Origin of the sequence: Pseudomonas sp. P179, assembly GCF_000478485.2 — a bacterium.
GTDB classification, from domain to species: Bacteria; Pseudomonadota; Gammaproteobacteria; order Pseudomonadales; family Pseudomonadaceae; genus Pseudomonas; species Pseudomonas aeruginosa.
The window spans coordinates 906,353-925,580 of record NZ_KI517354.1 but is presented as its reverse complement, the minus strand read 5'-3'; the positions used below and the strand labels follow the sequence as shown (position 1 = coordinate 925,580).

Below are 19,228 nucleotides of genomic sequence, written 5' to 3'. Positions count from 1 at the left end.
GCGGCTGACCCTCAAGCATTATCGGGAAATATATTCCGTTGTCTTTCCGCTGACGTTTTGCCGACAGCAAGCTGACACAGATGTAATTGAACTCGATCGCTTCGTTTCTATAGTCTTCGAACACTTCGCCGTGCACTTTCAAGGACGGCAAGTGCATATCCTGCGTCTTTTCCGCCATGACGATTCTCGAGGTGAGAGCATGAGTAGTGAGCACGATGGCAAGGACCAGGACGACCTGTTCTCCCCGTTGCCTTACCTGCTGGTTTCCGGCGCTGTCGTGCTCATGACCCTGCTGCTGCGCTGCCTGTTTTGCCCGGGCGAGCAGTTCTGATCGCCCGGACCGGGACGACTCAGCGACCGCGGCTGAGGAAGTCGATCACCAGGCGATTCATCGGCGCGGCGCACTCTTCCGGCAGCCAGTGGCCGCAGCCGGGCAGGACATGGCCTTCGACGTCCTCCGCATAGGCTTTCATCTGCTCCAGCTGGAACGTGCCCATGCCGCCGTGGCCGCCGCCGGCGAGGGTCATGGTCGGCATCTGCAGGCGGGTCTTCGCCAGTTCGGCGTTCTGCCGCACGCTCTCGTTCAACGCGCGGTAGTACTCGAACGAGGCGTTCAGGCTGTGCGGCTTGGCGTACGACCTGGCGTACAGATCCAGCAGGCGCTCGCTGAACACCTCGGTGTTGCTGGCATGGGACTTGATGAAGTGCTCGAGGAAGAAGCGTTCCTTGCCGGCGATCAGGGTTTCCGCCAGGCGGTCGTCGGCGGCGAAGAAACTGAAGTGCCAGACCAGCGACTCGCCCTGGGCGGTGAAGGCCGGGAAGCGGTAGATCCGCGCGTCCGGGATCGGCGCTTCCATGTACACCAGGCGGGCGATGTCGGCCTGGTTCTTCACCACCATCGGGTAGGTGTTCCAGATACCAATGTCGTGGGCCACCAGGTCGAACGGGCGATCCGGGCTGAATTGCCGGGCCAGCTTGTGCAGGTAGACGGCGACCTGTTCGCCGCTATAGCCGGTCTTCGGCGGCTCGGACTGGCCGAGGCCGGGCAGGTCCGGCGCGATCACGGTGAAGCGCTTGGCCAGTTCCGGCATCAGTTGGTGCCATTCGTACCAGGTCTGGCCGAAACCGTGTACCAGCATCACCAGCGGCCCCTGGCCGCCTTTCACGTAGTGCAGCTTCACGCCGTCGACTTCCCGGTAGGCGCTTTCGAAGCCATTCGGGACGGGGAATTCCTCGGCGGCGAAGCCGCCCAGGGAGAAGGTCAGGGCGATGCCGGCCAGGAGGCCGCGGCAGAGTCTATCGAGGATCATGGTTGTGCTTCCTTGGTGGGCTCAGTGAGGGATTTGGCCGCCGAGGGACGGCTCGGTGGCAGCTTGGCGTGGCGTCAGCATCAGCAGCAGGGCCACGGCCATCGCCGCCAGGCAGACCAGCGCGCCGACCTCGCCGAGCGGCGCCAGGCCGCTGCCGTCGATCACCCGGCTGCCGGCGAGGGCGCCGATGCCGATCCCGGCGTTGCAGGCGGAGATGTTCAGCGAGGCGGCGAACGCCGGGGCCCGCGGCGCGGACTTCATCACCCGCACCTGGCCGACGATGAACAGTGCTGCCTGGGCCACGCCCCAGGTCGCCAGGGTGGCGGCGAGCAGCCAGGCGTTGCCGAGGGTCGGCACCAGGGCGAGCATGCCCAGCGCCATCAGCAGGACGAACAGCAGGGTTGCGCCCAGCGGGCTGCGATCCACCAGGCGCCCGCCGAGCCAGTTGCCGAGCAGGCCTACCGCGCCGAAGCCCATCAGCGTCCAGCCGACCAGCGAACCGCTGAAGCCGGCCAGGCGCTGGAGGATGTCGGCCAGGTAGGTGTAGGGGGTGAACATGCCGGTGAAGACCAGCAGCGACAGCAACAGGTGGCCGAGCACCAGCGGTTGGCGCAACACGCTCGCCTGGCTGCGCAGCGAGATACCCGGCCGTCCGGGAATGCGCGGCAGCCAGGCGGCCAGCAGCAGCGCCTTGGCCAGGGCCAGCGCGGCGAGTGCGGCGAATGCCAGGCGCCAACCCCAGGCGTCGGCGATCAGCGTGCCGATGGGAATGCCAAGCACGGTGGCGGCGACGATGCCGAAGAACACCAGCGCCACGGCGCGCCCTTCGCGCGAGGGGCCGGCCAGGTGCGCGGCGGTTTCGCTGGCCATGGCCCAGAACACCGGGAGCGCCAGGGCCGGGACGAAGCGCGCCACGGCCATCGTCCAGATATCGCCGGCCACGGCGGCCAGCGCATTGGCCGCGGCGAACAGCAGCAGGCAGGCGACGAACAGCCGCTTGCGTTCGACGCCCGCCAGCGCGGCGGTGAGGAACGGACCGAAGGCGGCGACGCTGAAGGCGAACAGGCTGACCAGCAGGCCGGCCTGGGCGACGCTGACCTGGAGGTCTGCGGCAAGTGCCGGGAGCAGGCCGACGATGACGAACTCGGTGGTCAGGATGGTGAAGCCGGCGGCGGCCAGCAGGAGGATCGGCAATAGCACGGCAAGACTCCTCCGCGAGCGCAGCCGTGGCCGCGCCCGGGAACGATGCATGGGAGGGAAGGGAATCAGGCCGTAGCGGACTGGCCGAGGGTCGGGTAATCGGTGTAGCCGGCAGCGTCGCCACCGTAGAACCGCGCCTGGTTGGCCTCGGCCAGCGGCGCGCCGAGACGGATCCGCTCGACCAGGTCGGGGTTGGCGATGAACGGCCGGCCGATCGCCACCGCGTCGGCCAGTCCGGCCTGGAGTATCGCTTCGGCGCGCTCGGCGTCGTAGTTGCCGCAGACGATCAGCGGCGCGCGGAAGCGTTCGCGCAGGCGCTCGCGGAAGCCTTGCGGGTAGGCCGGGCCGCCGCTCCATTCCCACTCGGCCAGGTGCAGGTAGACGATGCCGCGTCGCTGCAGGGCTTCGGCGAGGTAAAGGGTCATCGCTTCCGGCTCGTCGTCGTGCATGTCGTTGATCGTGCCCCAGGGCGACAGGCGCAGGCCGACGCGCTCGGCACCGACCGCGGCGACCAGCGCGTCGACGATCTCCAGCAGGAACCGCGCGCGGTTCTCCAGGCTACCGCCATAGGCATCGCTGCGCCGGTTGCTGGCGCTGGCGAGGAACTGGTCGATCAGGTAGCCATTGGCGCCATGCAGCTCGACCAGGTCGAAGCCGGCGTCGAGCGCGTTGCGTGCGGCGCGGACGAATTCGTCGCGGACCCGGCGGATGTCTTCCAGGGTCATTTCCCGCGGCGCGTCGGCGGGCGCCATGGACCCGCCGCCCTGGCCATCGGCGATGAACACCTGGGCCTTGGCCTGGATCGGCGAGGGCGCGATCGGCGCCTCGCCGCCGGCCTGCAGCGAGCGATGCGACATGCGCCCGACATGCCAGAGCTGCGCGGCGATCAGTCCGCCGGCGGCGTGCACCGCCTCGGTGACCTGGCGCCAGCCGGCCAATTGCGCCTCGCTGTAGATACCGGGGGTGTAGGCGTAGCCCTGGCCGAGGCGGGAAATCTGCGTGCCCTCGCTGACGATCAGCCCGGCGCCGGCGCGCTGCGCATAGTAGAGAGCGTTCAGGGCGGTCGGCACGTCGCCCGCCTGTTGCGCCCGGGAGCGGGTCATCGGCGCCATGACGATGCGGTTGCGCAAGGCCAGGTTGCCTACGGCGAGCGGGGAGAGGAGCAGGTTGGACATGGTCTTTTCCTTTCGAAGGCGGCAGGGAGATGGCTTGAACATCTGTATCGGTCGCTAAATAATATGGCGACGGCAACGCTCGTCAAGTAAATTTATAGTGATCGATACAAATAATGGAGGTCAGGATGGCAACGCGAGGCAGGCCACGGGCATTCGACAGGGACACCGCCCTGCAGCGAGCCATGGACGTGTTCTGGGTGCGTGGCTACGAAGGCGCTTCGCTGGCGGCCCTGACCGAGGCGATGGAAATCAGGCCGCCCAGCCTGTACGCCGCCTTCGGTAGCAAGGAAGGGCTGTTCCGCGAAGCCCTGGCCCACTATCTCGGCCAGCACGGCCGCTATCGCCGGGATGTCCTCGATGGCGCGCCGAGCGCCCGCGAGGGCGTGGCCGAGCTGCTCCGCGAGACCGTCGCGCGCTTCTGTTCCGACGAGTTCCCGCGCGGTTGCCTGGTGGTGCTCGCGGCGCTGACCGGAACCCCGGAAAGCGAGGCGGTGCGGGACGCGTTGAGCGCCGAGCGCGGCGAGTCGATCCGCCTGTTCCGTGAGCGCATGCGGCGCGGCATCGCTGACGGCGACCTGGCGGCGGACACCGACGTGGAGGAGTTGGCGACCTTCTATGCCACCGTGCTGTTCGGCCTCAGCGTGCAGGCCAAGGACCGGGTGCCTTGCGAGCGCCTGCTGGCGGTGGTCGAACGGGCGCTGCGCGCCTGGCCCTGAGCGGGCCGCATCAGGCCGCCGCGCTGCGGCGCAGCCATTCCAGCAGCAGCGTGGCAGGCTCTCCGGCCTGCAACGGTCGCGGGGTCAGCAGGTGATAGCTGCTGCCGTCGGCGAGGAATCCCAGTGGCGCCGCCAGCAGGCCGGCGGCCAGATCGTCGCGCACCAGTTGCCAGGGACCGATGGCCACGCCGAGTCCGGCGCCGGCCGCCTGCAGGCTCAGGTAGAAGTGCTCGAAGCGCTGCCCTTCGGTCGTCGCCGGCGCCTGTCCGGCGAGACGGGTCCAGGTGTTCCAGGCTTGCGGGCGGGTCGCCGTGTGCAGGCGCGGTGCGACGGCGCGAAGCCCGGGCGGGCCTGCATCGAGGTGGAAATGCCGTTCGACGTCGCTCGCCCGGCAGACCGGCCCGACCTGCTCGTCGAACAGCCAGTGGGCATGGCTGCCGGGCGGCCAGGGGAAGTCGTTGCGGCGGATCGCCAGGTCGATGCCGCGGCCGAAGGCGAACGGCCCGCCGCCGGCGACCAGTTGGATCGACAGTCGTGGCTGTTCCTGCATGAATCCGGCGATCCGCGGGATCAGCCAGCGCATCAGCAAGGTCGGTTCGCAGGACAGCACCAGCGCGGTGGGGCCGGCCTCCGCGCGCAGGGTCTCGCCGGTGCGCTCGATCAGGTCGAGGGCCGGGCCGGTGCCGGCGAGCAGGCGCCTGCCGGCCTCGCTGAGGAAAACCCGCTGGCCGCGGCGTTCGAAGAGCGCACAACCGAGTTCCTCCTCCAGGGTCCGCACGGCGCGGCTGATGGCACCGTGGGTCAGGCACAGGGCCTCGGCGGCACGGGAAAAGTTCTCCAGGCGGGCGGCGGCCTCGAAGCAGCGCAGGGCGTTCAGCGAGGGCAGGCGACGGCGCCTGAATGGTGAGTTTTCCTCACCATGATTGTCAGTATTCATCGTTCTCGCTCGGCGCTGGAGACCGGTAGATTGTGTCGTCCATTCTACCTTGGAGCCTTCCAGGCATGACAGAGTTGCTAGCTTTCCTGACCATCACTGTGCTTGCGGTGATCAGCCCCGGCGCCGATTTCGCCATGGTCTCGCGCAACAGCCTGCTGTATTCCCGCCGCGCCGGCCTGCTCACCGCGCTGGGCATCGGCGCGGGGGTAACGGTACATGTCGGCTACAGCATCCTCGGCGTCGGCGTGCTGGTGCGCGAGTCGCTGGCGCTGTTCACCGCGCTGAAGCTGGCGGGCGCCGCCTACCTGGTGTTCCTCGGCCTGCGCATGCTGCTGGCGCGAGAGGACTCGGTGGCGGAGGAGGCGGCGGGCGGCGCCGGGGTTTCGTCCTGGGCGATGTTGCGCAGCGGCTTCCTGACCAATGCGCTCAATCCGAAGACCTGCCTGTTCGTGGTCAGCCTGTTCATGCAGGTGATCGATCCGCATACCGCGTTGCCGGCGCAACTGGGCTACGGGGCCTTCATCGCGCTCGCCCACGTGGCCTGGTTCGGCCTGGTCGCCTGCTTTCTCTCGAGCCCGGCGGTGCGCGGCCGGCTCCTGCGTTTCCGCCGGCGCATCGACCAGTTCTTCGGCGCCCTGCTGGTCGGTTTCGGCGTCCTGCTGGGGGCGAAAAGCCCATGAGCATGGACCACTGATGGCCGCTTGCCGCCTTTGAAGCGAGGCCGGCGGCTCCCTAGAATGCGCCGTTCATGCCGTCGCCAGTTGAGGGATGGTCCCAGGATCGCGGGACGCATGGGAGTTGCATGAAGAAGGGAGCGACGCTTTTCGCCGTCCTCTGGGCGGTACTCGGCCTGGGCCTGCTGGTCGGTTTGCCGGTGGCCATTCATTTCATTCTCGGCCAGTACGACGAGGCCGGCTTCAGCGGGCCGCAACTGGTCTTCGAGGAACAGGGCCATTCCTACCTGGCGTTCACCCTCGACGACTATCGCGCCAACGAAGTGGACAACGGCGTGGTACACGGCAGCAGCCGCAGCTATGCCCAGGTGGTCGACCTGGAGGACGGCAGCCTGCGCTGGAGCATGCGCCTGGATGCCGACAACGAGCGCGGCGACGACTGGGGTTCCGGCGAACTGCTGGGCCAGTCGTCGCGCTACCTGTTCTTCCTGCGCAACGAACTCTACGTACTCGACCGGCGCGACGCCGCCCCTGCGCTGGCGTTCGACGAGCTGGAGCGGCGCACTGGCGGCCTGCCGTTGAAGTCGGCGCCCTGGGGGAAGGACGCCTATCGCTACGACGAAGGCCGGGGCGGATTGCTGATGCTCGCGCTGGACGGCCGCGTCTGGTTCCTCGACGGCGACAGCCTGGCCCTGCGCGAAGCTCCGGAAGTCGATGCCGCGCGGTATTTCCACGGCGACCCGCCGCCGCCGGCGAATGCCGGGATCGACTGGCAGGCGCCGGGCCTGACGCGCCTGCCCGACGGACGCCTGCTGATCCTCGCCAGCGATCACGAGGCCCGAGCGCTGGAGCGTGGCGAGGCGCTGCCGGCAGCGAACCAACGGGCGCGACGCCAGCGCCTGTCACTGGGCACCCTGGATTGGCGGTCGCCGGCGGAGAATCGACTGCGTCCGCTGCTCGACGCGGCCTTCCTGCAGGCTGGCCTGCTGCCCGATCCAGCCGCTGCCGAAGAGCCGCAGCGGCTGCTCGATCGACCGTCCGAGCGGCAGCGCCAGCATCCGTCGCTGCCGCCCGAGCCGCAGCCGCCGGAAGAGTTCGACGAGCGCGTGGAGCGTTTTCCCAGTACCCGTGCGTTCCTTGCGGCGCGTGACGCCTACCGCCAGGAACGGCGACGCTGGATTGCCGCGCACGATGCCTGGCGGGAACGGGTCGCCGACCTGGAGGCGGCGGCGGATGCCGAGTACCGTCGCCGGCGCGACGAGCAGACGCGCGAGGAGGCGTTGTACCGTCGCTATGCCTCGGCGCTGCCGGGCGGCGATTCCAGGTTGGCGCGCCGTCCCTGGCGAGTCGACGGCAACTGGCTGGTGCTGCACCGGCGCAGCCTGGCCGAGCGTAGCGAGCTGCTGCTCAGCTCGGTGTCTGGCGACGGCAGCTTGCTCTGGACCCTGGAGCTGCCCATCGAGCGTCCCGAGCGGCTGTTCCGCCTGGATGCCCACAACCTGCTTCTCAGCGGCCGTGGAGAGGAAGGCGGGCGGTTGGTGCGGGTCGATCTGCGCCGGGGCAGCGGCATCGTCCATCGCCTCGGGCGCGGCGGCGCGCCATTGCAGCGGGTCGAGTGGCCCGAAGGCCAACCGTGATCGCCTGCGCCCGGCCTGGGTGGCTGCCCAGCGGGGGGGCCGGGCGCCGATTCAGGGGTTCCTGAAGACGAATACGCCGCTGTCCACCAGGCGCGTCAGGCGGATGCGCAGCAGCAGGGTGCGGTGGGCTGCGAGGAAGCGCGGCACCTGCGCCAGCGGAATTGCCAGGCCTTCGCTGTCGCCGGGGCCCACCGCGGTATAGCCGACCGGCTGGCGCGGCGGATCGAACGGCGGCTGGGCCGACACGCTGAGCGACAGGGTGTCCACGGCGAAACCGGCGAGCAGGTCGTCGAGGGACTCGATCGACAGGTACAGCGAGCGGTAGGCGGGGTTGTCCTCGTAGGGATGGACGTCGGCGATGACCTGCTCGTAGAAGCGCTGTTCGAAACGCCGGTCGCTGTTCAGCTTGCGGAAGAACTGGATGAAGTAGTCGCGCACCTCCTGGTCGAGGTCGTCGCAGACGTGGCTGACCAGGTTCAGGTAGCGCGGCGAGCGGCGCTCGATGCCGGGGTCGAGCTGATCGATGCGGCGCTGCCAGGGGAAGCTTGCGCCGCTGCTCCGGTAATCGGCGTCCTCGACCTCCAGTGCGGCGCGGATCAGCTCCAGGGTACGCGGGTTCTTCGGCCCGCGGTCCTTCAGCGCCACGCTGGCGTGGTTCTCGCCGTCGACGATGGCGAAGGCGATCTCGCCGCGCGATTCTTCCAGGCGCCAGCCGGGCCTGGCGCGCTGGCGGACATCCAGTTCGAGGCTCAGGCGGCAGGCGTTGAGGTTCGCCGTGGCGATCCGCACCGTGCCGTCGCCGCCGGCTTCGTTGGCGATGGCTTCGACGCCGCTGTAGCCGACATTGCCCACCAGTACCGTGGCGAGCAGGCGGCCGGCGCCGTACCAGGCCTCGGCGCCGAACAGGTCGCGCTCGGCGAGTTGCCAGGAGTACGGCGAGCCCAGCTCCAGTCCCTTCAGCACCTGGGTGCCGGTCTGCCCGACGAAGCGGTTCCAGCCTTTCAGCACGCGACCGATGAAGGAGCGTCCCTTGTGCGCCAGCGGCGAGCCGAAGTTGGCCGGGGCGAGCATCAGGAAGCGCTTGACCGGCGCGCTGGCGGGGTCGAAGTGGCGGGTCAGCCAGTCGCGCAGCACCAGGGCGCCGGTACTGTGCACCACCACGTCCACCGTGCGCGGTGCCCGCGACAGTCCCTGGGCGGTCCAGGCGCGATCCAGGGCGGCGGCGAGGTCGGCGTAGGTGACGTCGTCCTGCAGGGAGATCCAGTCGGCGAGGCAAATCTGCGTCGGCGCGCTGCCGAACCAGGCTTCCATCTGCTCGGCGAGGCGGCGGAACGACTTCGAATCGTCGCTCCAGCCGTGGACGATGACGATCGAACGGGGCATGTCCGGCATCCTCTGGGGCTGATCCGGGCGACTATAGATCATGCGCCGCGGCGACGTGCCCTGACCTGTGAAAACGTCTAGGATGCGGCGGTCGCCCCCGACTGCCGCCGGCGCGGCATCGCCAGCGCGTTGCTGCGGCAGGCGCGGGACGACTGTCGCGGCGACCGCCTGTTCACTTCCTGCAACCGCTCCAACCTGCCGATGCGGCGCCTGCTGGAGCGCAAGGGATTCCAGCCGAGCGGGGTGATCGACAACCTCGACGAAGGTGATCCGGAGCTGGTCTTCGTGCGTTTCCTCGCGCCGTCGCGCTGAGCCCCGGGCTCATTTCAGGTTGCCGGCGAGGAACTGGCGCAGGCGTTCGCTGCGCGGCGCGCCGAACACCTGGTCCGGCGTCCCTTGCTCTTCGATCACGCCCTGGTGGAGGAAGATCACATGGCTGGAAACCTGGCGGGCGAACGCCATCTCGTGGGTGACCAGGACCATGGTGCGACCTTCCTCGGCCAACTGCTGCATGACTTTCAGCACTTCGCCGACCAGTTCCGGATCGAGCGCCGAGGTCGGTTCGTCGAACAGCATCACCTGCGGCTCCATGGCCAGGGCGCGGGCGATCGCCACGCGCTGTTGCTGGCCGCCGGAGAGTTCGCAGGGATACTGCCGTTCGACCTTCTCCGCCAGGCCGACCTTGGCCAGGTAGTGGCGCGCGTGGGCCACGGCGTCGTCGCGGTTCATTCTCAGGACGTTGACCGGGCACTCGACCACGTTCTCCAGCACCGTCAGGTGGCTCCACAGGTTGAAATGCTGGAAGACCATCGCCAGCCGGCTGCGGATCCTCTGCAACTGCCGGGGATCGGCGGCGCGCAGCTCGCCCAGGGTGCCGGGACGGGTGCGCAGTTCCTCGTCGCCGACGCGGATGCGCCCGGCACAGGGCTTTTCCAGGAAGTTGACGCAGCGCAGGAAGGTGCTCTTGCCCGAGCCGGAGGAGCCGATGATGCTGATCACGTCTCCCTTGCCGGCCCTGAGCGAAACGCCCCTGAGCACCTCATGGCTGCCGTAGCGCTTGTGGATGTCTTCGACCTGCAGGCTGTACATGCGCGTGTCTCCGGGAGAGGTCAGTGGGTTTGCGGTCTGAGGTAGGCCAGCCAGCGCAGCTCGCCGCGGCGGAACAGCCAGATCAGCAGGAAGGCGGTGCCGGCGTAGAGCGCGCCGGCGATGCCGAAGGACAGGAACGGCGCATAGGTGGCGGAATTGACGTCGCGGGCCACCTTGAGCAGGTCCGGCACTGTGGCGGTGAACGCCACCGAGGTGGAATGCAGCATCAGGATCACTTCGTTGCTGAAGTACGGCAGTGCCCGGCGCAGCGCCGAGGGCAGGACGATGCGCCGGTAGAGGGTGAAGCCGCCCATGCCGTAGGCGCGCGCCGCTTCCACTTCGCCGTGGGGCGTGTTCCTGATCGCGCCGGCGAAGATTTCCGTCATGTAGGCGCAGGTGTTGAGGACGAAGGCCAGCACCGTGCAGTTGAAGCCGTCGCGGAAGAACGCGTTGAGAAAGTCCTGGGCGCGTATGGCATTCAGGCTGTAGACGCCGGTGTAGAAGAACAGCAACTGGATGTACAGCGGGGTGCCGCGGAACACGTAGGTGTAGAGCCAGACCGGGTAGCGCAGCAGCGGGTTGCCGCAGGTCCGCGCCACCGCCAGCGGGATGGCCAGCAGGAAGCCAAGCGCCACGGCGAGGATCAGCAGCCACAGGGTCATCGCCAGTCCGGTCAGTTGCAGGCCGTCGGTCCACAGGTAGGCCTGCCAGTATTCGTCGAGTACCGCGTTCATGGCAGCGGCCTCCTGACGCCCAGCGAGCTGCGCCGCTCCAGCCACAGCAGCGCGGCGTTGGAGATTGCGGTGATGGCCAGGTAGATCAGCCCGCAGACCAGGGTGAAGTGGAAGAACTGCAGGGTGCCTTTGCCGGCGTCCTGGGTGGCCTTGACCAGGTCGCCGAGACCGATGATCGAGACCAGCGCGGTGGACTTGACCAGCACCTGCCAGTTGTTGCCGATGCCCGGCAGGGCGTAGCGCAGCATCTGCGGCAGGAGTACCCGGCGGAACACTCGCCAGCGCCCCATGCCGTAGGCTTGCGCGGCTTCGACCTGGCCGGCCGGGACCGCCTGGAAGGCGCCGCGGAAGGTTTCCGTGAAGTAGGCGCCATAGATGAACGCCAGGGTGACGCAGCCGGCGGCGAACGGGTCGATGTCGACCTGGCCGATGCCGAGGGCGTCGGTGACGCGGTTGAGGAGGATCTGCAGGCTGAAGAACAGCAACAGCATGATGACCAGGTCGGGGACGCTGCGGATCAGCGTCGTATAGCCGCTGGCCAGGGCGCGCAGCGGGCGGTTGGCGGCGAGCTTGGCGCTGGCGCCGAGGAGGCCGATGAGCACGGCGCCGAGCAGGGAGCCCAGCGCCAGTTTCAGGGTCACCAGGGTGCCGGCGAGTATCTGCGGGCCGAAGCCGTCGAGGAACATTTCACTCTCCATTGCTTGTTGTTGTCGGTCGAGGTGAAAAGCGGCCGGACGCCGTTCAGGGCGTGCCGTAGAGGTCGAAATCGAAGTAGCGGGCGTTGATTCGCGCGTAGGTTCCGTTGGCGCGGATCGTCGCCAGCGCCTTGTTCAGGTCCTCGCGCAGCGCCACGTCCTCCTTGCGCAGGCCGATGCCGTCGCCGACCCCGAAGTAGCGAGGGTCGTCCAGCACCGCTCCGGCCAGTTCGAAATCCTTGCCGACCGGCTTGTCGAGGAAGCCGTAGCTGGCCTGCACCGCGCCTTGCAGCGAGGCGTCGAGGCGGCCCATGACGAGGTCGGCGTAGACCTGGTCCTGGTTCTGGTAGGAGACGACCCGCACCCCCTTGGCGGCCCATTCGGCCTTGGCGTAGGCCTCCTGGTTGGAGCCCTGGCCGACCCCCACGCGCTTGCCGCGCAGGCTCTCGGCGTCGGGCAGGAGCGCCGAGCCACGGCGTACCACCAGGCGGCTCGGCGCGTTGGAGACGCGGTCGGTGAAGGCGATGTGCTGTGCGCGTTTCGGCGTGATGGTCATCGACGAGACGATGGCGTCGATCTTGCGCGACAGCAGCGCCGGGATGATGCCGTCCCAGTTGCTTTCGACCCATTCGCAGCGGGCTCGCAGCTCCGCGCAGAGGGCTTCGCCGATCTCGATGCCGAAGCCTGCCAGGCGGCCGTCCGGCTGCTTGTATTCGAGCGGCGGGTAGGTCGGGTCGACGCCCAGGCGCAGGACCTTGCCGGTCCAGTCGGCGGCGCCGGCCGGTGCGGCGAGGAGGAGGGAGAGGGCGATGCTGCCGAGGGTTCTTGTCATTGTGGTTGTCCTCTGTCGATCCGCGCGCGCCAGGCCGCGCGCCCGTTGAAAACCCTGGCTCAGGCCAGGAAGCGCTCGGCCAGTCGCACCCAGTAGCTGGCGCCGACGGCCAGGCAGTCGTCGTTGAAGTCGTAGCCGGGGTTGTGCAACTGGCAGCCGCTCTCGCCCTGGCCATTGCCGATCACCAGGTAGCTGCCGGGACAGCGTTCGAGGATGAAGGCGAAATCCTCGCTGGCGGTGAACGGCCGCAGTCCGTCGATCAGGCATTCCTCGCCCAGCCAGTCGCGGGCCACCTCGCGGGCGAACGCGGTCTGCCCGGGATGGTTGACCAGCACCGGATGGCAATGCCGGTAGTCGACCTCCGCCCGCGCGCCGAAGCTGGCGGCCTGGCCGCGGGCCAGTTCGCCGATGCGGCGCTCCAGCAGGGCACGGGTTTCCGCGGTCAGGGCCCGGACGCTGAGGATCATTTCGGCGCTGGCCGGGATCACGTTGGAGACCGTCCCGGCATGGATCGCGCCGACGCTGACGATCGCGGTGTCCTGCGGGTCGACGTTGCGCGAGACGATGCTCTGCAAGGCCAGCACGATGGCGGAGCAGACCACCACCGGGTCGACGGTGCGCTGCGGCACCGCGCCGTGGCCGCCACTGCCGATCACGCGGATGACCACGGTATCGGCCGAGGCCATGAAGGGGCCGGGATGGAAGCCGAGGTGGCCGACGGGGTATCCCGGGACGTTGTGCATGGCGAAGATGGCGTCGCAGGGGAAGCGCTCCAGCAGCCCGTCGTCGAGCATCGCGCGGGCACCGCCGAGGCCCTCTTCGGCAGGCTGGAAGATCAGTTGCAGGGTGCCGCGCCAGTGCGGCGACTCGACCAGGTGCCTGGCCGCGGCGAGGAGCATCGCGGTGTGGCCGTCGTGGCCGCAGGCGTGCATCACGCCGTCCACCTGGCTGGCGTAGGGCAGGCCGGTGGCTTCCTGGATCGGCAGCGCGTCCATGTCGGCGCGCAGGCCCAGCGCTGGGCCCTCGCCGCGGCACAGGGTGCCGACCACGCCGGTGCGACCCACCCCACGGCTGACCTGGTAGCCCCAGGCCTCCAGGCATTCGGCGACCAGCGCGGCGGTTCGCCGTTCCTCGAAACCCAACTCCGGGTGGGCATGGATATGGCGGCGCAAGGTAACCATCTCTTCCCGCAGCGCCGCGATGGCGGGCAGGACGGCAGGCTCGGTCATTCTTCTTGTTCTCCTCAAGGGCTCCGACCGGTGGGCGGCGGGGCGTTGTCGAAGCCGATGGTAGGCAAGCGGGGGACTGGCGGGGAGGCTCGCTTTGGCTATGATGACAACCTTTCGTTGTCACCTCGGTAAGCCCGTGAAACTCCACCAGTTGCAAGCCCTGGTCGCCAGTGCCGACGCGGGCGGCATCCGCGCCGCCGCCCGCGTCCTGGGGATTTCCCAGGCGGCCGTGACCCGCGCGCTGCGCGAACTGGAAACCGAACAGCATCTGCCGCTGTTCGTCCGCACGCCCAGCGGCCTGACCTTCACCGAATACGGCAAGGCGCTGCTGATCCACGCCCGGCTGGTGCTCAAGCAACTGGAGCACGCGCAGGTCGAACTCGACCACCTGCGTGGCCAGGCCAGCGGCCGGCTGTGCATCGGGGTGACGCCTTGGGTGGCGCTGACCTTCCTCTCGGAGGCGGTGCAGGCGTTCCGCGAGCGCATGCCGGAGGTGCGCCTGGAGCTTTTCGAAAGCCTGATGGCGGTGGCCCAGCCATTGCTTCGCGACGGCAGCATGGATTTCGCCATCGGCCCGCTGCACGGCGCCCAGGCGGCCCAGGAGTTCGCCTGCGAGAAGCTGCTCGACTACGACACCGCGGTGCTGGTCCGCCAGGGGCATCCGCTGGCGGGTTGCGGCTCGATCCACGAGCTGCTGGAACAGGACTGGGCGTTGAACTACACCGGCGACGGCCACGACGCCCTGATGCGCGAGTTGTTCTGGCGCCACGGCGCCTTGATCGACGAGCGGCGCATCGTCCGCGCGCACTCCGTGGCGATCCTGCAGACCCTGGTGGAGCAGGCCGACATGTGCACCTGGGTGCCGGCGATCATAGGCGCCGCCCCGCCGTTGCTCGGCCGGGTGGTGCCGCTGGTGCTGCGGGAAACCTTCGAGCCACGACGGCTGGGCATCATCACCCGGCGCGGCGGAGCCCTCAGCAATCCGGCGCAATGCTTCGTCGAGTGCCTGCTGCAGGTGATCCGCCGCCACGCCCGCTCGGCGAAGAAGGATGACCGGCGCCTGTTCGAAACCCTGCGCCTGCTAGTCTGATTCCTACTGGCACGGACGTACGGTCGCTCAAGATCGGTCGTGCTGCGACCGATAGCCTGGAAAGCCACGAGCGAGGATGCCGGCATGCTGCAATGGTTCGCTAACCTGTCGTTCCGCAGGAAAATCGCCCTGCCGATCCTCCTGCTGGCGGTGCTTCTGCTGCTGGTGGGCGCGCTCGGCGTGCATGGCATCGCCCAGCTGAACGAATCCAACCAGCGCCTGGGCAAGCGTTTTCTCCCCGGCATCGCCCTGCTGCTCAACGCCGACCGCGATCTCTACCAGGCCTTCGTCGCCGAGCGCAGCCTGCTCGAGGGCCACCTGAGCGCCGAGCAGATCGCCGGCCTGAGGAACGATCACGCGGAAAACCTGCAGCAGGCCCTGGATCGGGTGCGCCAGTACGCGGCGATGCAGCCGGGCGAGGCGGAACTGGCCAAGGTCGCCGAGTTCGAGCGCGGCTATGCCCTCTGGAGCGCGACCTCGGCGCGGGTGCTGAGCCTGGCGGCCAGCGATCCGAGCGCCGCGGCGCAGCTCAGCTACGGTGACAGCGATCGCCAGTTCGGGGCGATGCGCGAGGTGATCAACCAGCTCGACGAGATGGAAGAGGCGGCCGCGGCCGCCGACGGCGAGGCGTCCTCCGCGCTGGGCGAGCGCCACCGCTGGCAGCAGGTGGCTCTGGTGGCGTTCGGCCTGCTGGTGTGCCTGTCGCTGGTGCTAGTGTTCCCAGGCCTGGTGACCCGTCCGTTGCAGCGTCTGCTGCAACGCCTGGAAGAGATCGCCAACGGCGATGGCGACCTGCGCGTGCGCCTGGAGGTCACTTCGCGCGACGAACCCGGCCGCCTCGGCAGCGCCTTCAACGCCTTCCTCGACAAGTTGCAGCCGCTGATCCGCGAGGTCGGCCGGGTCACCGGCGAGGTCGCCGATTCAGCCGGTTCGCTGGCCGGCATGACCGCCGCCAACGATCGTCTGATCAACAGCGAGCACGCATCGGTGGACCAGGTCAGCACCGCCGCGACGCAGATGAGCAGCGCCGTCCACGAGGTGGCGCGCAATGCCCAGAGCGCCGCGCAGGTGGCCGATGACGCCCGCCGGCAGGCGCGCGAGGGTGCCAACGTGGTGGAAGCGACCATCGAGGTGATCCGCCAGTTGGCGCAGGAAGTGGAGAGCAGTTCCGAGAGCATCCAGCAACTGGCCCAGGAAACCGCCAGCATCGACGCGGTGCTGACGGTGATCAAGGGCATCGCCGAACAGACCAACCTGCTCGCCCTCAACGCCGCCATCGAAGCCGCGCGGGCCGGCGAGCAGGGTCGCGGTTTCGCCGTGGTGGCCGACGAGGTGCGGGCGCTGGCGGCGCGTACCCAGGATTCGACCAAGGACATCCAGGCGCGCATCGAGCGCCTCCAGGCCGGGGTGCAGAACGCCGTGCGGGCCATGCAGTCGGGCAGCCTCAAGGCGCGCGACAGCGTCGAGCGCGCCGCCGGGGTCGACGGCGTGCTGGCCGCCACCGGCGACGCGGTGGGGCGGATCAACGACCTCGCCGCGCAGATCGCCTCGGCCTGCGAGGAGCAGAGCCGGGTAATCGACGAAATCGCCCGCAACATCAGCGAGGTGCGCGAGCTTTCCGCCCAGGCGGCGGAACATTCGGAGCAGGGTACCGGGGCCAGCCGCCGGCTGTCCGAGCTGTCCTCGGAACTGGCGCGGCTGGTCGGCCGTTTCCGCGTCTGAAGCGCCGCCGCCTAGCGCGGCGCCAGCCAGATCGCCACGCCGGCCAGTGCCGCCGGGACCAGGAAGACCAGCAGCAGGATCGGCAGTTCTTCGCGCAAGCCGTAGCCGGCGTGCTGGACGCCGACCCACAGGTTGACCAGCGCGACGGCCAGCCAGGTCGGCAGGAACAGGCCGGCAGCGAGCGCCGGCCCGGCATCCCAGAGTTTGCCGAAGAGCAGGAACAGGCCGAGCAGGACGATGCCGCCGGCGATTACCAGGGTCACGTGCATGAAGGGTTTCCGCAGGCAGGCAGCGACCGCCGTGGCGGCCGCTGCGTGGCTCACTTGGTGGAGAAGCCGCCGTTGATGAGGATGGTCTGGCCGGTGATCCACCAACCTTCGCTGACCAGGTGGCGGATGAACGGCACCACGTCGTCGATGTCGGTCAGGCCGGTTTTGGAGAACGGCGACAAGGCCGCGGCGTTCTTCAGGTAGTCCACCGCATCGGCACCTTCGGCGGGGTAGAAGAAGGGCGTGTCCATGGGGCCCGGGCCGACCGCGGTGACCGAGATGCCGCGCGCGCCGAACTCCTTGGAAGCGGCACGGGTGAAGTGCTCCACCGGCGCCTTGGTGCCGGCATAGGCGGCGTAGTACGGGGTATAGGCGCCAAGCAGGGAGGTCACCAGGGTGCAGATCTTGCCGTTGTCGTTAACGTGCTTGCCGGCTTCGCGCAGGAAGAAGAACGCAGACTTGGAATTGACCGCGCTCATCTCGTCGTATTCGGTCTCGCTGATCTCGGTGATGGGTTTCTTCAGCACCTTGCCGACGGTGTTGATGGCGATGTCCGGCTTGCCCACCGCGGCGATGGCGTCGGCGAACAGCTTTTCCATGGCCGCGGCGCTGGTGAGATCGCCCTGCAGCGCTACCGCCTTGGCTCCGGCTGCCTGCAGCGCGGCGACGGTGGCGTCGGCATCGGCCTTGCTCGCGGCGCTGTTGTAGTGGATGGCGATCGCCTTCGCGCCGTGGGCGGCGAGATCACGGGCGATCAGCCCGCCCAGGTTCTTGGCGCCGCCGGTGATGAGGACGGTCTTGCCTTTGATGGAGTGGTCGACCATGGGGTGTTTCTCCTGCGGTGAGTGGAGAACCCAGTCTAGGGAGGGCGGCCTTGCGGAGTAATCGCGGCGGCCTGGATAGATTGTCCAGAAACGCCGATCAATTCCCGCCTCCGGAGGAGCGCAGCCGCCTGCACGAATCTTCTAGAACCCCGGGACGGGCGCGTTATAGTCGCGGCGACGAAACCAACGAGTGGGAAGACCTGACGCACGATGGGGAGCCGAGACTGGATCGACCTGGCCCGCGACGCCGAGACCGGGATCGAGACCCTGCGCGCCCATTTCGAGGGCCACGCCTACGATCCGCACTGGCACGACAGCTACCTGATCGGCTACACCGAGATCGGCGTGCAGCAATTCAACTGCCGCCGACGCCGACACGACAGCACCGCCGGCCAGGTATTCCTGGTCGAACCGGGGGAGATCCACGACGGTCGCGCGCCGATCGCCGGCGGCTTCACCTACTCGATGCTGTACCTGCAGCCGGACTGGCTGCGGCGCGAACTGCGGGCGACCTTCGACGATGCGCCCAGCGACCGCGACCCCGGCTTCCACGCCAACCTCACCGAAGACCCGCGCCTGACCCTGGCCATCGCCCAGGCCTTCCGCGTCCTGCATGGCCGCGAGCTGCGACTGCTGCGGCAGACCGCCCTGGAGCTGGTGCTGGAGCGGCTGCGCGTGCACCTCGGCTGGCGCGAGGCGAAGCCATTCGATCCGCGCCTGCCGCTGGTGGCGCAGAAAGCCCGCGACTACCTGCATGCGTACTTCTACCAGGACATCGGCCTGGACGAGCTGGCCAGCGCCTGCGGCACCGACCGCTTCCGCCTGAACCGTGCATTCAAGGCCGCCTACGGCTTGCCACCCTACGCCTACCTGGTCCAGTTGCGCCTGGCCAAGGCGCGGCAGATGCTCGCTGTCGGCGGGCAACCGGCGGACCTCGCCAGCGCTCTCGGTTTCGCCGACCAGAGCCATCTCGGCCGCTGGTTCCGGCGCGCCTACGGGATGACCCCGGCGGCCTACCGCCGGCAGTGCACCCAGCTTCCAGACTGAGGCCCGGCGCGTCGCCAGGATGAAGGCTCCCCCGCCACAGGAGCCCGTCCATGCAATCCCTCGTGCCCTTCCTGCTGTTCGCCGTCGTCGCCTCGATCACCCCCGGACCGACCAACATCCTGGTCCTGAGCAACAGCCAGCGCCACGGCCTGGCCGCCGCCTGGCCGATCGTGCTCGGCGCCTGCGCGGCGGTGGCGGCGCTGATCCTGCTGCTCGGGCTCGGCCTGGGCGAGCTGCTGCGGCGCCACCCGTTGCTCCAGCAGGGGCTCGCCTGGCTTGGCGTCGGCTGGCTCAGCTACCTGGCCTGGAGCCTGTTCCGCAGCGCGGGCGGCATCGACGGCGCGGAGCCGCCGCGGCGCCTCGGCGTGCTCGGCGGCGCGGCGTTGCAACTGGTCAATCCCAAGGCCTGGATGATGGCCCTCGCCGCGCTGGCACTGTTCGCCGGGGAAGGCGCCGGACAGGCCGGGCGGATCGGCCTGCTGGCATTGCTGTTCTTCCTGGTTTCGCTGCCGTGCCTGGCCAGTTGGGCCTTGCTCGGCGTCGGCAGCGCGCGGCTGCTGCGCTCGCCGTCGCTGATGAAACGCTTCAACCAGGGCATGGCGCTGTTGTTGCTGGCATCGGCCTGGGCCGCCCTGCTGCTCTGAGGCGGTCCGGTAGCTTCCTGA

General features: G+C 68.8%; 20 protein-coding genes and 1 pseudogene. 9 read left to right on the top strand and 12 right to left on the bottom strand.

Going from position 1 to position 19,228, the window contains the following annotated elements; translation table 11 throughout:
- Window positions 1–199 precede the first annotated feature (199 nt).
- Entirely contained in the window at window positions 200–331 is a 132-nt protein-coding gene (locus HMPREF1224_RS45885; protein WP_003091046.1) for a hypothetical protein, read from the top strand.
- A 19-nt stretch (window positions 332–350) separates the two neighbouring features.
- On the opposite strand, the gene cif is transcribed toward HMPREF1224_RS45885, so the two are convergent.
- From cif to HMPREF1224_RS16950, 3 genes are all read right to left on the bottom strand, one after another.
- A complete protein-coding gene (gene cif / locus HMPREF1224_RS16960; RefSeq protein ID WP_003110290.1) occupies window positions 351–1,310 on the bottom strand; it encodes a CFTR inhibitory factor Cif in 960 nt (319 codons plus the stop codon).
- A gap of 21 nt (window positions 1,311–1,331) precedes the next feature.
- Complete coding sequence (locus tag HMPREF1224_RS16955) at window positions 1,332–2,510, bottom strand: MFS transporter (protein WP_010793185.1); 1,179 nt, start codon at window positions 2,508–2,510, stop codon at window positions 1,332–1,334.
- Window positions 2,511–2,575: 65 nt separating this feature from the next.
- The gene (locus HMPREF1224_RS16950; RefSeq protein WP_010793184.1) at window positions 2,576–3,685 is read right to left on the bottom strand and encodes an alkene reductase; all 1,110 of its coding nucleotides are present in this window, start codon (window positions 3,683–3,685) and stop codon (window positions 2,576–2,578) included.
- Between the two features lie 125 nt (window positions 3,686–3,810).
- Between HMPREF1224_RS16950 and HMPREF1224_RS16945 the strand changes: the two genes are divergently transcribed.
- Window positions 3,811–4,401 (top strand): TetR/AcrR family transcriptional regulator, encoded by a 591-nt coding sequence (locus tag HMPREF1224_RS16945; protein ID WP_003119828.1) that lies wholly within the window; start codon window positions 3,811–3,813, stop codon window positions 4,399–4,401.
- A 10-nt stretch (window positions 4,402–4,411) separates the two neighbouring features.
- On the opposite strand, the gene HMPREF1224_RS16940 is transcribed toward HMPREF1224_RS16945, so the two are convergent.
- Window positions 4,412–5,338, bottom strand: coding sequence for a LysR family transcriptional regulator (locus HMPREF1224_RS16940; RefSeq protein ID WP_003122498.1), 927 nt, complete (start codon window positions 5,336–5,338; stop codon window positions 4,412–4,414).
- Window positions 5,339–5,403: 65 nt separating this feature from the next.
- Between HMPREF1224_RS16940 and HMPREF1224_RS16935 the strand changes: the two genes are divergently transcribed.
- Window positions 5,404–6,018, top strand: a complete 615-nt coding sequence (locus HMPREF1224_RS16935; protein ID WP_003114008.1) for a LysE family transporter — start codon at window positions 5,404–5,406, stop codon at window positions 6,016–6,018.
- A gap of 122 nt (window positions 6,019–6,140) precedes the next feature.
- Complete coding sequence (locus tag HMPREF1224_RS16930; protein WP_010791800.1) at window positions 6,141–7,649, top strand: PA2928 family protein; 1,509 nt, start codon at window positions 6,141–6,143, stop codon at window positions 7,647–7,649.
- A 51-nt stretch (window positions 7,650–7,700) separates the two neighbouring features.
- On the opposite strand, the gene HMPREF1224_RS16925 is transcribed toward HMPREF1224_RS16930, so the two are convergent.
- Window positions 7,701–9,032 carry an esterase/lipase family protein gene (locus tag HMPREF1224_RS16925; RefSeq protein WP_010793183.1) on the bottom strand — a complete coding sequence of 444 codons (1,332 nt, stop codon included), beginning with the start codon at window positions 9,030–9,032 and terminating at the stop codon, window positions 7,701–7,703.
- 99 nt (window positions 9,033–9,131) lie between these two features.
- Between HMPREF1224_RS16925 and HMPREF1224_RS0111990 the strand changes: the two are divergent.
- Window positions 9,132–9,344, top strand: a pseudogene (locus HMPREF1224_RS0111990) (GNAT family N-acetyltransferase); the annotation flags it as partial.
- A gap of 9 nt (window positions 9,345–9,353) precedes the next feature.
- Here HMPREF1224_RS0111990 and HMPREF1224_RS16920 read toward each other — a convergent pair.
- The 5 genes from HMPREF1224_RS16920 to HMPREF1224_RS16900 are packed head-to-tail and all read right to left on the bottom strand — an operon-like array spanning window position 9,354 to window position 13,611.
- Window positions 9,354–10,121: an ABC transporter ATP-binding protein gene (locus HMPREF1224_RS16920; RefSeq protein WP_003119831.1), complete on the bottom strand. Its 768-nt coding sequence runs from the start codon at window positions 10,119–10,121 to the stop codon at window positions 9,354–9,356.
- A gap of 20 nt (window positions 10,122–10,141) precedes the next feature.
- On the bottom strand, window positions 10,142–10,855 hold the full coding sequence (locus HMPREF1224_RS16915) for an ABC transporter permease (RefSeq protein WP_003091035.1): 714 nt from the start codon (window positions 10,853–10,855) through the stop codon (window positions 10,142–10,144).
- Complete coding sequence (locus HMPREF1224_RS16910) at window positions 10,852–11,541, bottom strand: ABC transporter permease (protein WP_003091034.1); 690 nt, start codon at window positions 11,539–11,541, stop codon at window positions 10,852–10,854. The genes HMPREF1224_RS16915 and HMPREF1224_RS16910 overlap by 4 nt, the downstream gene beginning before the upstream one ends.
- Window positions 11,542–11,596: 55 nt before the next feature.
- Window positions 11,597–12,382, bottom strand: coding sequence for an ABC transporter substrate-binding protein (locus HMPREF1224_RS16905; protein WP_003114013.1), 786 nt, complete (start codon window positions 12,380–12,382; stop codon window positions 11,597–11,599).
- A 59-nt stretch (window positions 12,383–12,441) separates the two neighbouring features.
- Window positions 12,442–13,611 (bottom strand): M20 aminoacylase family protein, encoded by a 1,170-nt coding sequence (locus HMPREF1224_RS16900; protein WP_003114014.1) that lies wholly within the window; start codon window positions 13,609–13,611, stop codon window positions 12,442–12,444.
- Window positions 13,612–13,711: 100 nt separating this feature from the next.
- Here HMPREF1224_RS16900 and HMPREF1224_RS16895 point away from each other — a divergent pair, with 100 nt between their 5' ends.
- Both HMPREF1224_RS16895 and HMPREF1224_RS16890 read left to right on the top strand, forming a co-directional pair.
- Window positions 13,712–14,701, top strand: a complete 990-nt coding sequence (locus tag HMPREF1224_RS16895; RefSeq protein ID WP_004344617.1) for a LysR family transcriptional regulator — start codon at window positions 13,712–13,714, stop codon at window positions 14,699–14,701.
- Window positions 14,702–14,785: 84 nt separating this feature from the next.
- Complete coding sequence (locus HMPREF1224_RS16890) at window positions 14,786–16,423, top strand: methyl-accepting chemotaxis protein (RefSeq protein ID WP_003114016.1); 1,638 nt, start codon at window positions 14,786–14,788, stop codon at window positions 16,421–16,423.
- Window positions 16,424–16,434: 11 nt separating this feature from the next.
- Here HMPREF1224_RS16890 and HMPREF1224_RS16885 read toward each other — a convergent pair whose 3' ends face one another.
- The gene (locus HMPREF1224_RS16885) at window positions 16,435–16,692 is read right to left on the bottom strand and encodes a hypothetical protein (protein WP_003101434.1); all 258 of its coding nucleotides are present in this window, start codon (window positions 16,690–16,692) and stop codon (window positions 16,435–16,437) included.
- 50 nt (window positions 16,693–16,742) lie between these two features.
- Entirely contained in the window at window positions 16,743–17,516 is a 774-nt protein-coding gene (locus HMPREF1224_RS16880) for an SDR family oxidoreductase (RefSeq protein WP_003101432.1), read from the bottom strand.
- Window positions 17,517–17,726: 210 nt separating this feature from the next.
- Here HMPREF1224_RS16880 and HMPREF1224_RS16875 point away from each other — a divergent pair, with 210 nt between their 5' ends.
- Together HMPREF1224_RS16875 and HMPREF1224_RS16870 are read left to right on the top strand one after the other, a co-directional pair.
- Window positions 17,727–18,563, top strand: coding sequence for an AraC family transcriptional regulator (locus tag HMPREF1224_RS16875; protein WP_003101431.1), 837 nt, complete (start codon window positions 17,727–17,729; stop codon window positions 18,561–18,563).
- Window positions 18,564–18,613: 50 nt separating this feature from the next.
- Window positions 18,614–19,207 carry a LysE family translocator gene (locus HMPREF1224_RS16870; RefSeq protein ID WP_003114018.1) on the top strand — a complete coding sequence of 198 codons (594 nt, stop codon included), beginning with the start codon at window positions 18,614–18,616 and terminating at the stop codon, window positions 19,205–19,207.
- The last annotated feature ends 21 nt before the right edge of the window (window positions 19,208–19,228 follow it).

What these genes read in the sequence shown, in the direction of transcription:
- HMPREF1224_RS45885 (WP_003091046.1), top strand. Translation starts at nt 200, where the DNA reads ATGAGTAGTGAGCACGATGGCAAGGACCAGGACGACCTGTTCTCCCCG.
- cif (WP_003110290.1), bottom strand. Translation starts at nt 1,310, where the DNA reads ATGATCCTCGATAGACTCTGCCGCGGCCTCCTGGCCGGCATCGCCCTG.
- HMPREF1224_RS16950 (WP_010793184.1), bottom strand. Translation starts at nt 3,685, where the DNA reads ATGTCCAACCTGCTCCTCTCCCCGCTCGCCGTAGGCAACCTGGCCTTG.
- HMPREF1224_RS16945 (WP_003119828.1), top strand. Translation starts at nt 3,811, where the DNA reads ATGGCAACGCGAGGCAGGCCACGGGCATTCGACAGGGACACCGCCCTG.
- HMPREF1224_RS16940 (WP_003122498.1), bottom strand. Translation starts at nt 5,338, where the DNA reads ATGAATACTGACAATCATGGTGAGGAAAACTCACCATTCAGGCGCCGT.
- HMPREF1224_RS16935 (WP_003114008.1), top strand. Translation starts at nt 5,404, where the DNA reads ATGACAGAGTTGCTAGCTTTCCTGACCATCACTGTGCTTGCGGTGATC.
- HMPREF1224_RS16930 (WP_010791800.1), top strand. Translation starts at nt 6,141, where the DNA reads ATGAAGAAGGGAGCGACGCTTTTCGCCGTCCTCTGGGCGGTACTCGGC.
- HMPREF1224_RS16925 (WP_010793183.1), bottom strand. Translation starts at nt 9,032, where the DNA reads ATGCCCCGTTCGATCGTCATCGTCCACGGCTGGAGCGACGATTCGAAG.
- HMPREF1224_RS16920 (WP_003119831.1), bottom strand. Translation starts at nt 10,121, where the DNA reads ATGTACAGCCTGCAGGTCGAAGACATCCACAAGCGCTACGGCAGCCAT.
- HMPREF1224_RS16915 (WP_003091035.1), bottom strand. Translation starts at nt 10,855, where the DNA reads ATGAACGCGGTACTCGACGAATACTGGCAGGCCTACCTGTGGACCGAC.
- HMPREF1224_RS16910 (WP_003091034.1), bottom strand. Translation starts at nt 11,541, where the DNA reads ATGTTCCTCGACGGCTTCGGCCCGCAGATACTCGCCGGCACCCTGGTG.
- HMPREF1224_RS16905 (WP_003114013.1), bottom strand. Translation starts at nt 12,382, where the DNA reads ATGACAAGAACCCTCGGCAGCATCGCCCTCTCCCTCCTCCTCGCCGCA.
- HMPREF1224_RS16900 (WP_003114014.1), bottom strand. Translation starts at nt 13,611, where the DNA reads ATGACCGAGCCTGCCGTCCTGCCCGCCATCGCGGCGCTGCGGGAAGAG.
- HMPREF1224_RS16895 (WP_004344617.1), top strand. Translation starts at nt 13,712, where the DNA reads ATGATGACAACCTTTCGTTGTCACCTCGGTAAGCCCGTGAAACTCCAC.
- HMPREF1224_RS16890 (WP_003114016.1), top strand. Translation starts at nt 14,786, where the DNA reads ATGCTGCAATGGTTCGCTAACCTGTCGTTCCGCAGGAAAATCGCCCTG.
- HMPREF1224_RS16885 (WP_003101434.1), bottom strand. Translation starts at nt 16,692, where the DNA reads ATGCACGTGACCCTGGTAATCGCCGGCGGCATCGTCCTGCTCGGCCTG.
- HMPREF1224_RS16880 (WP_003101432.1), bottom strand. Translation starts at nt 17,516, where the DNA reads ATGGTCGACCACTCCATCAAAGGCAAGACCGTCCTCATCACCGGCGGC.
- HMPREF1224_RS16875 (WP_003101431.1), top strand. Translation starts at nt 17,727, where the DNA reads ATGGGGAGCCGAGACTGGATCGACCTGGCCCGCGACGCCGAGACCGGG.
- HMPREF1224_RS16870 (WP_003114018.1), top strand. Translation starts at nt 18,614, where the DNA reads ATGCAATCCCTCGTGCCCTTCCTGCTGTTCGCCGTCGTCGCCTCGATC.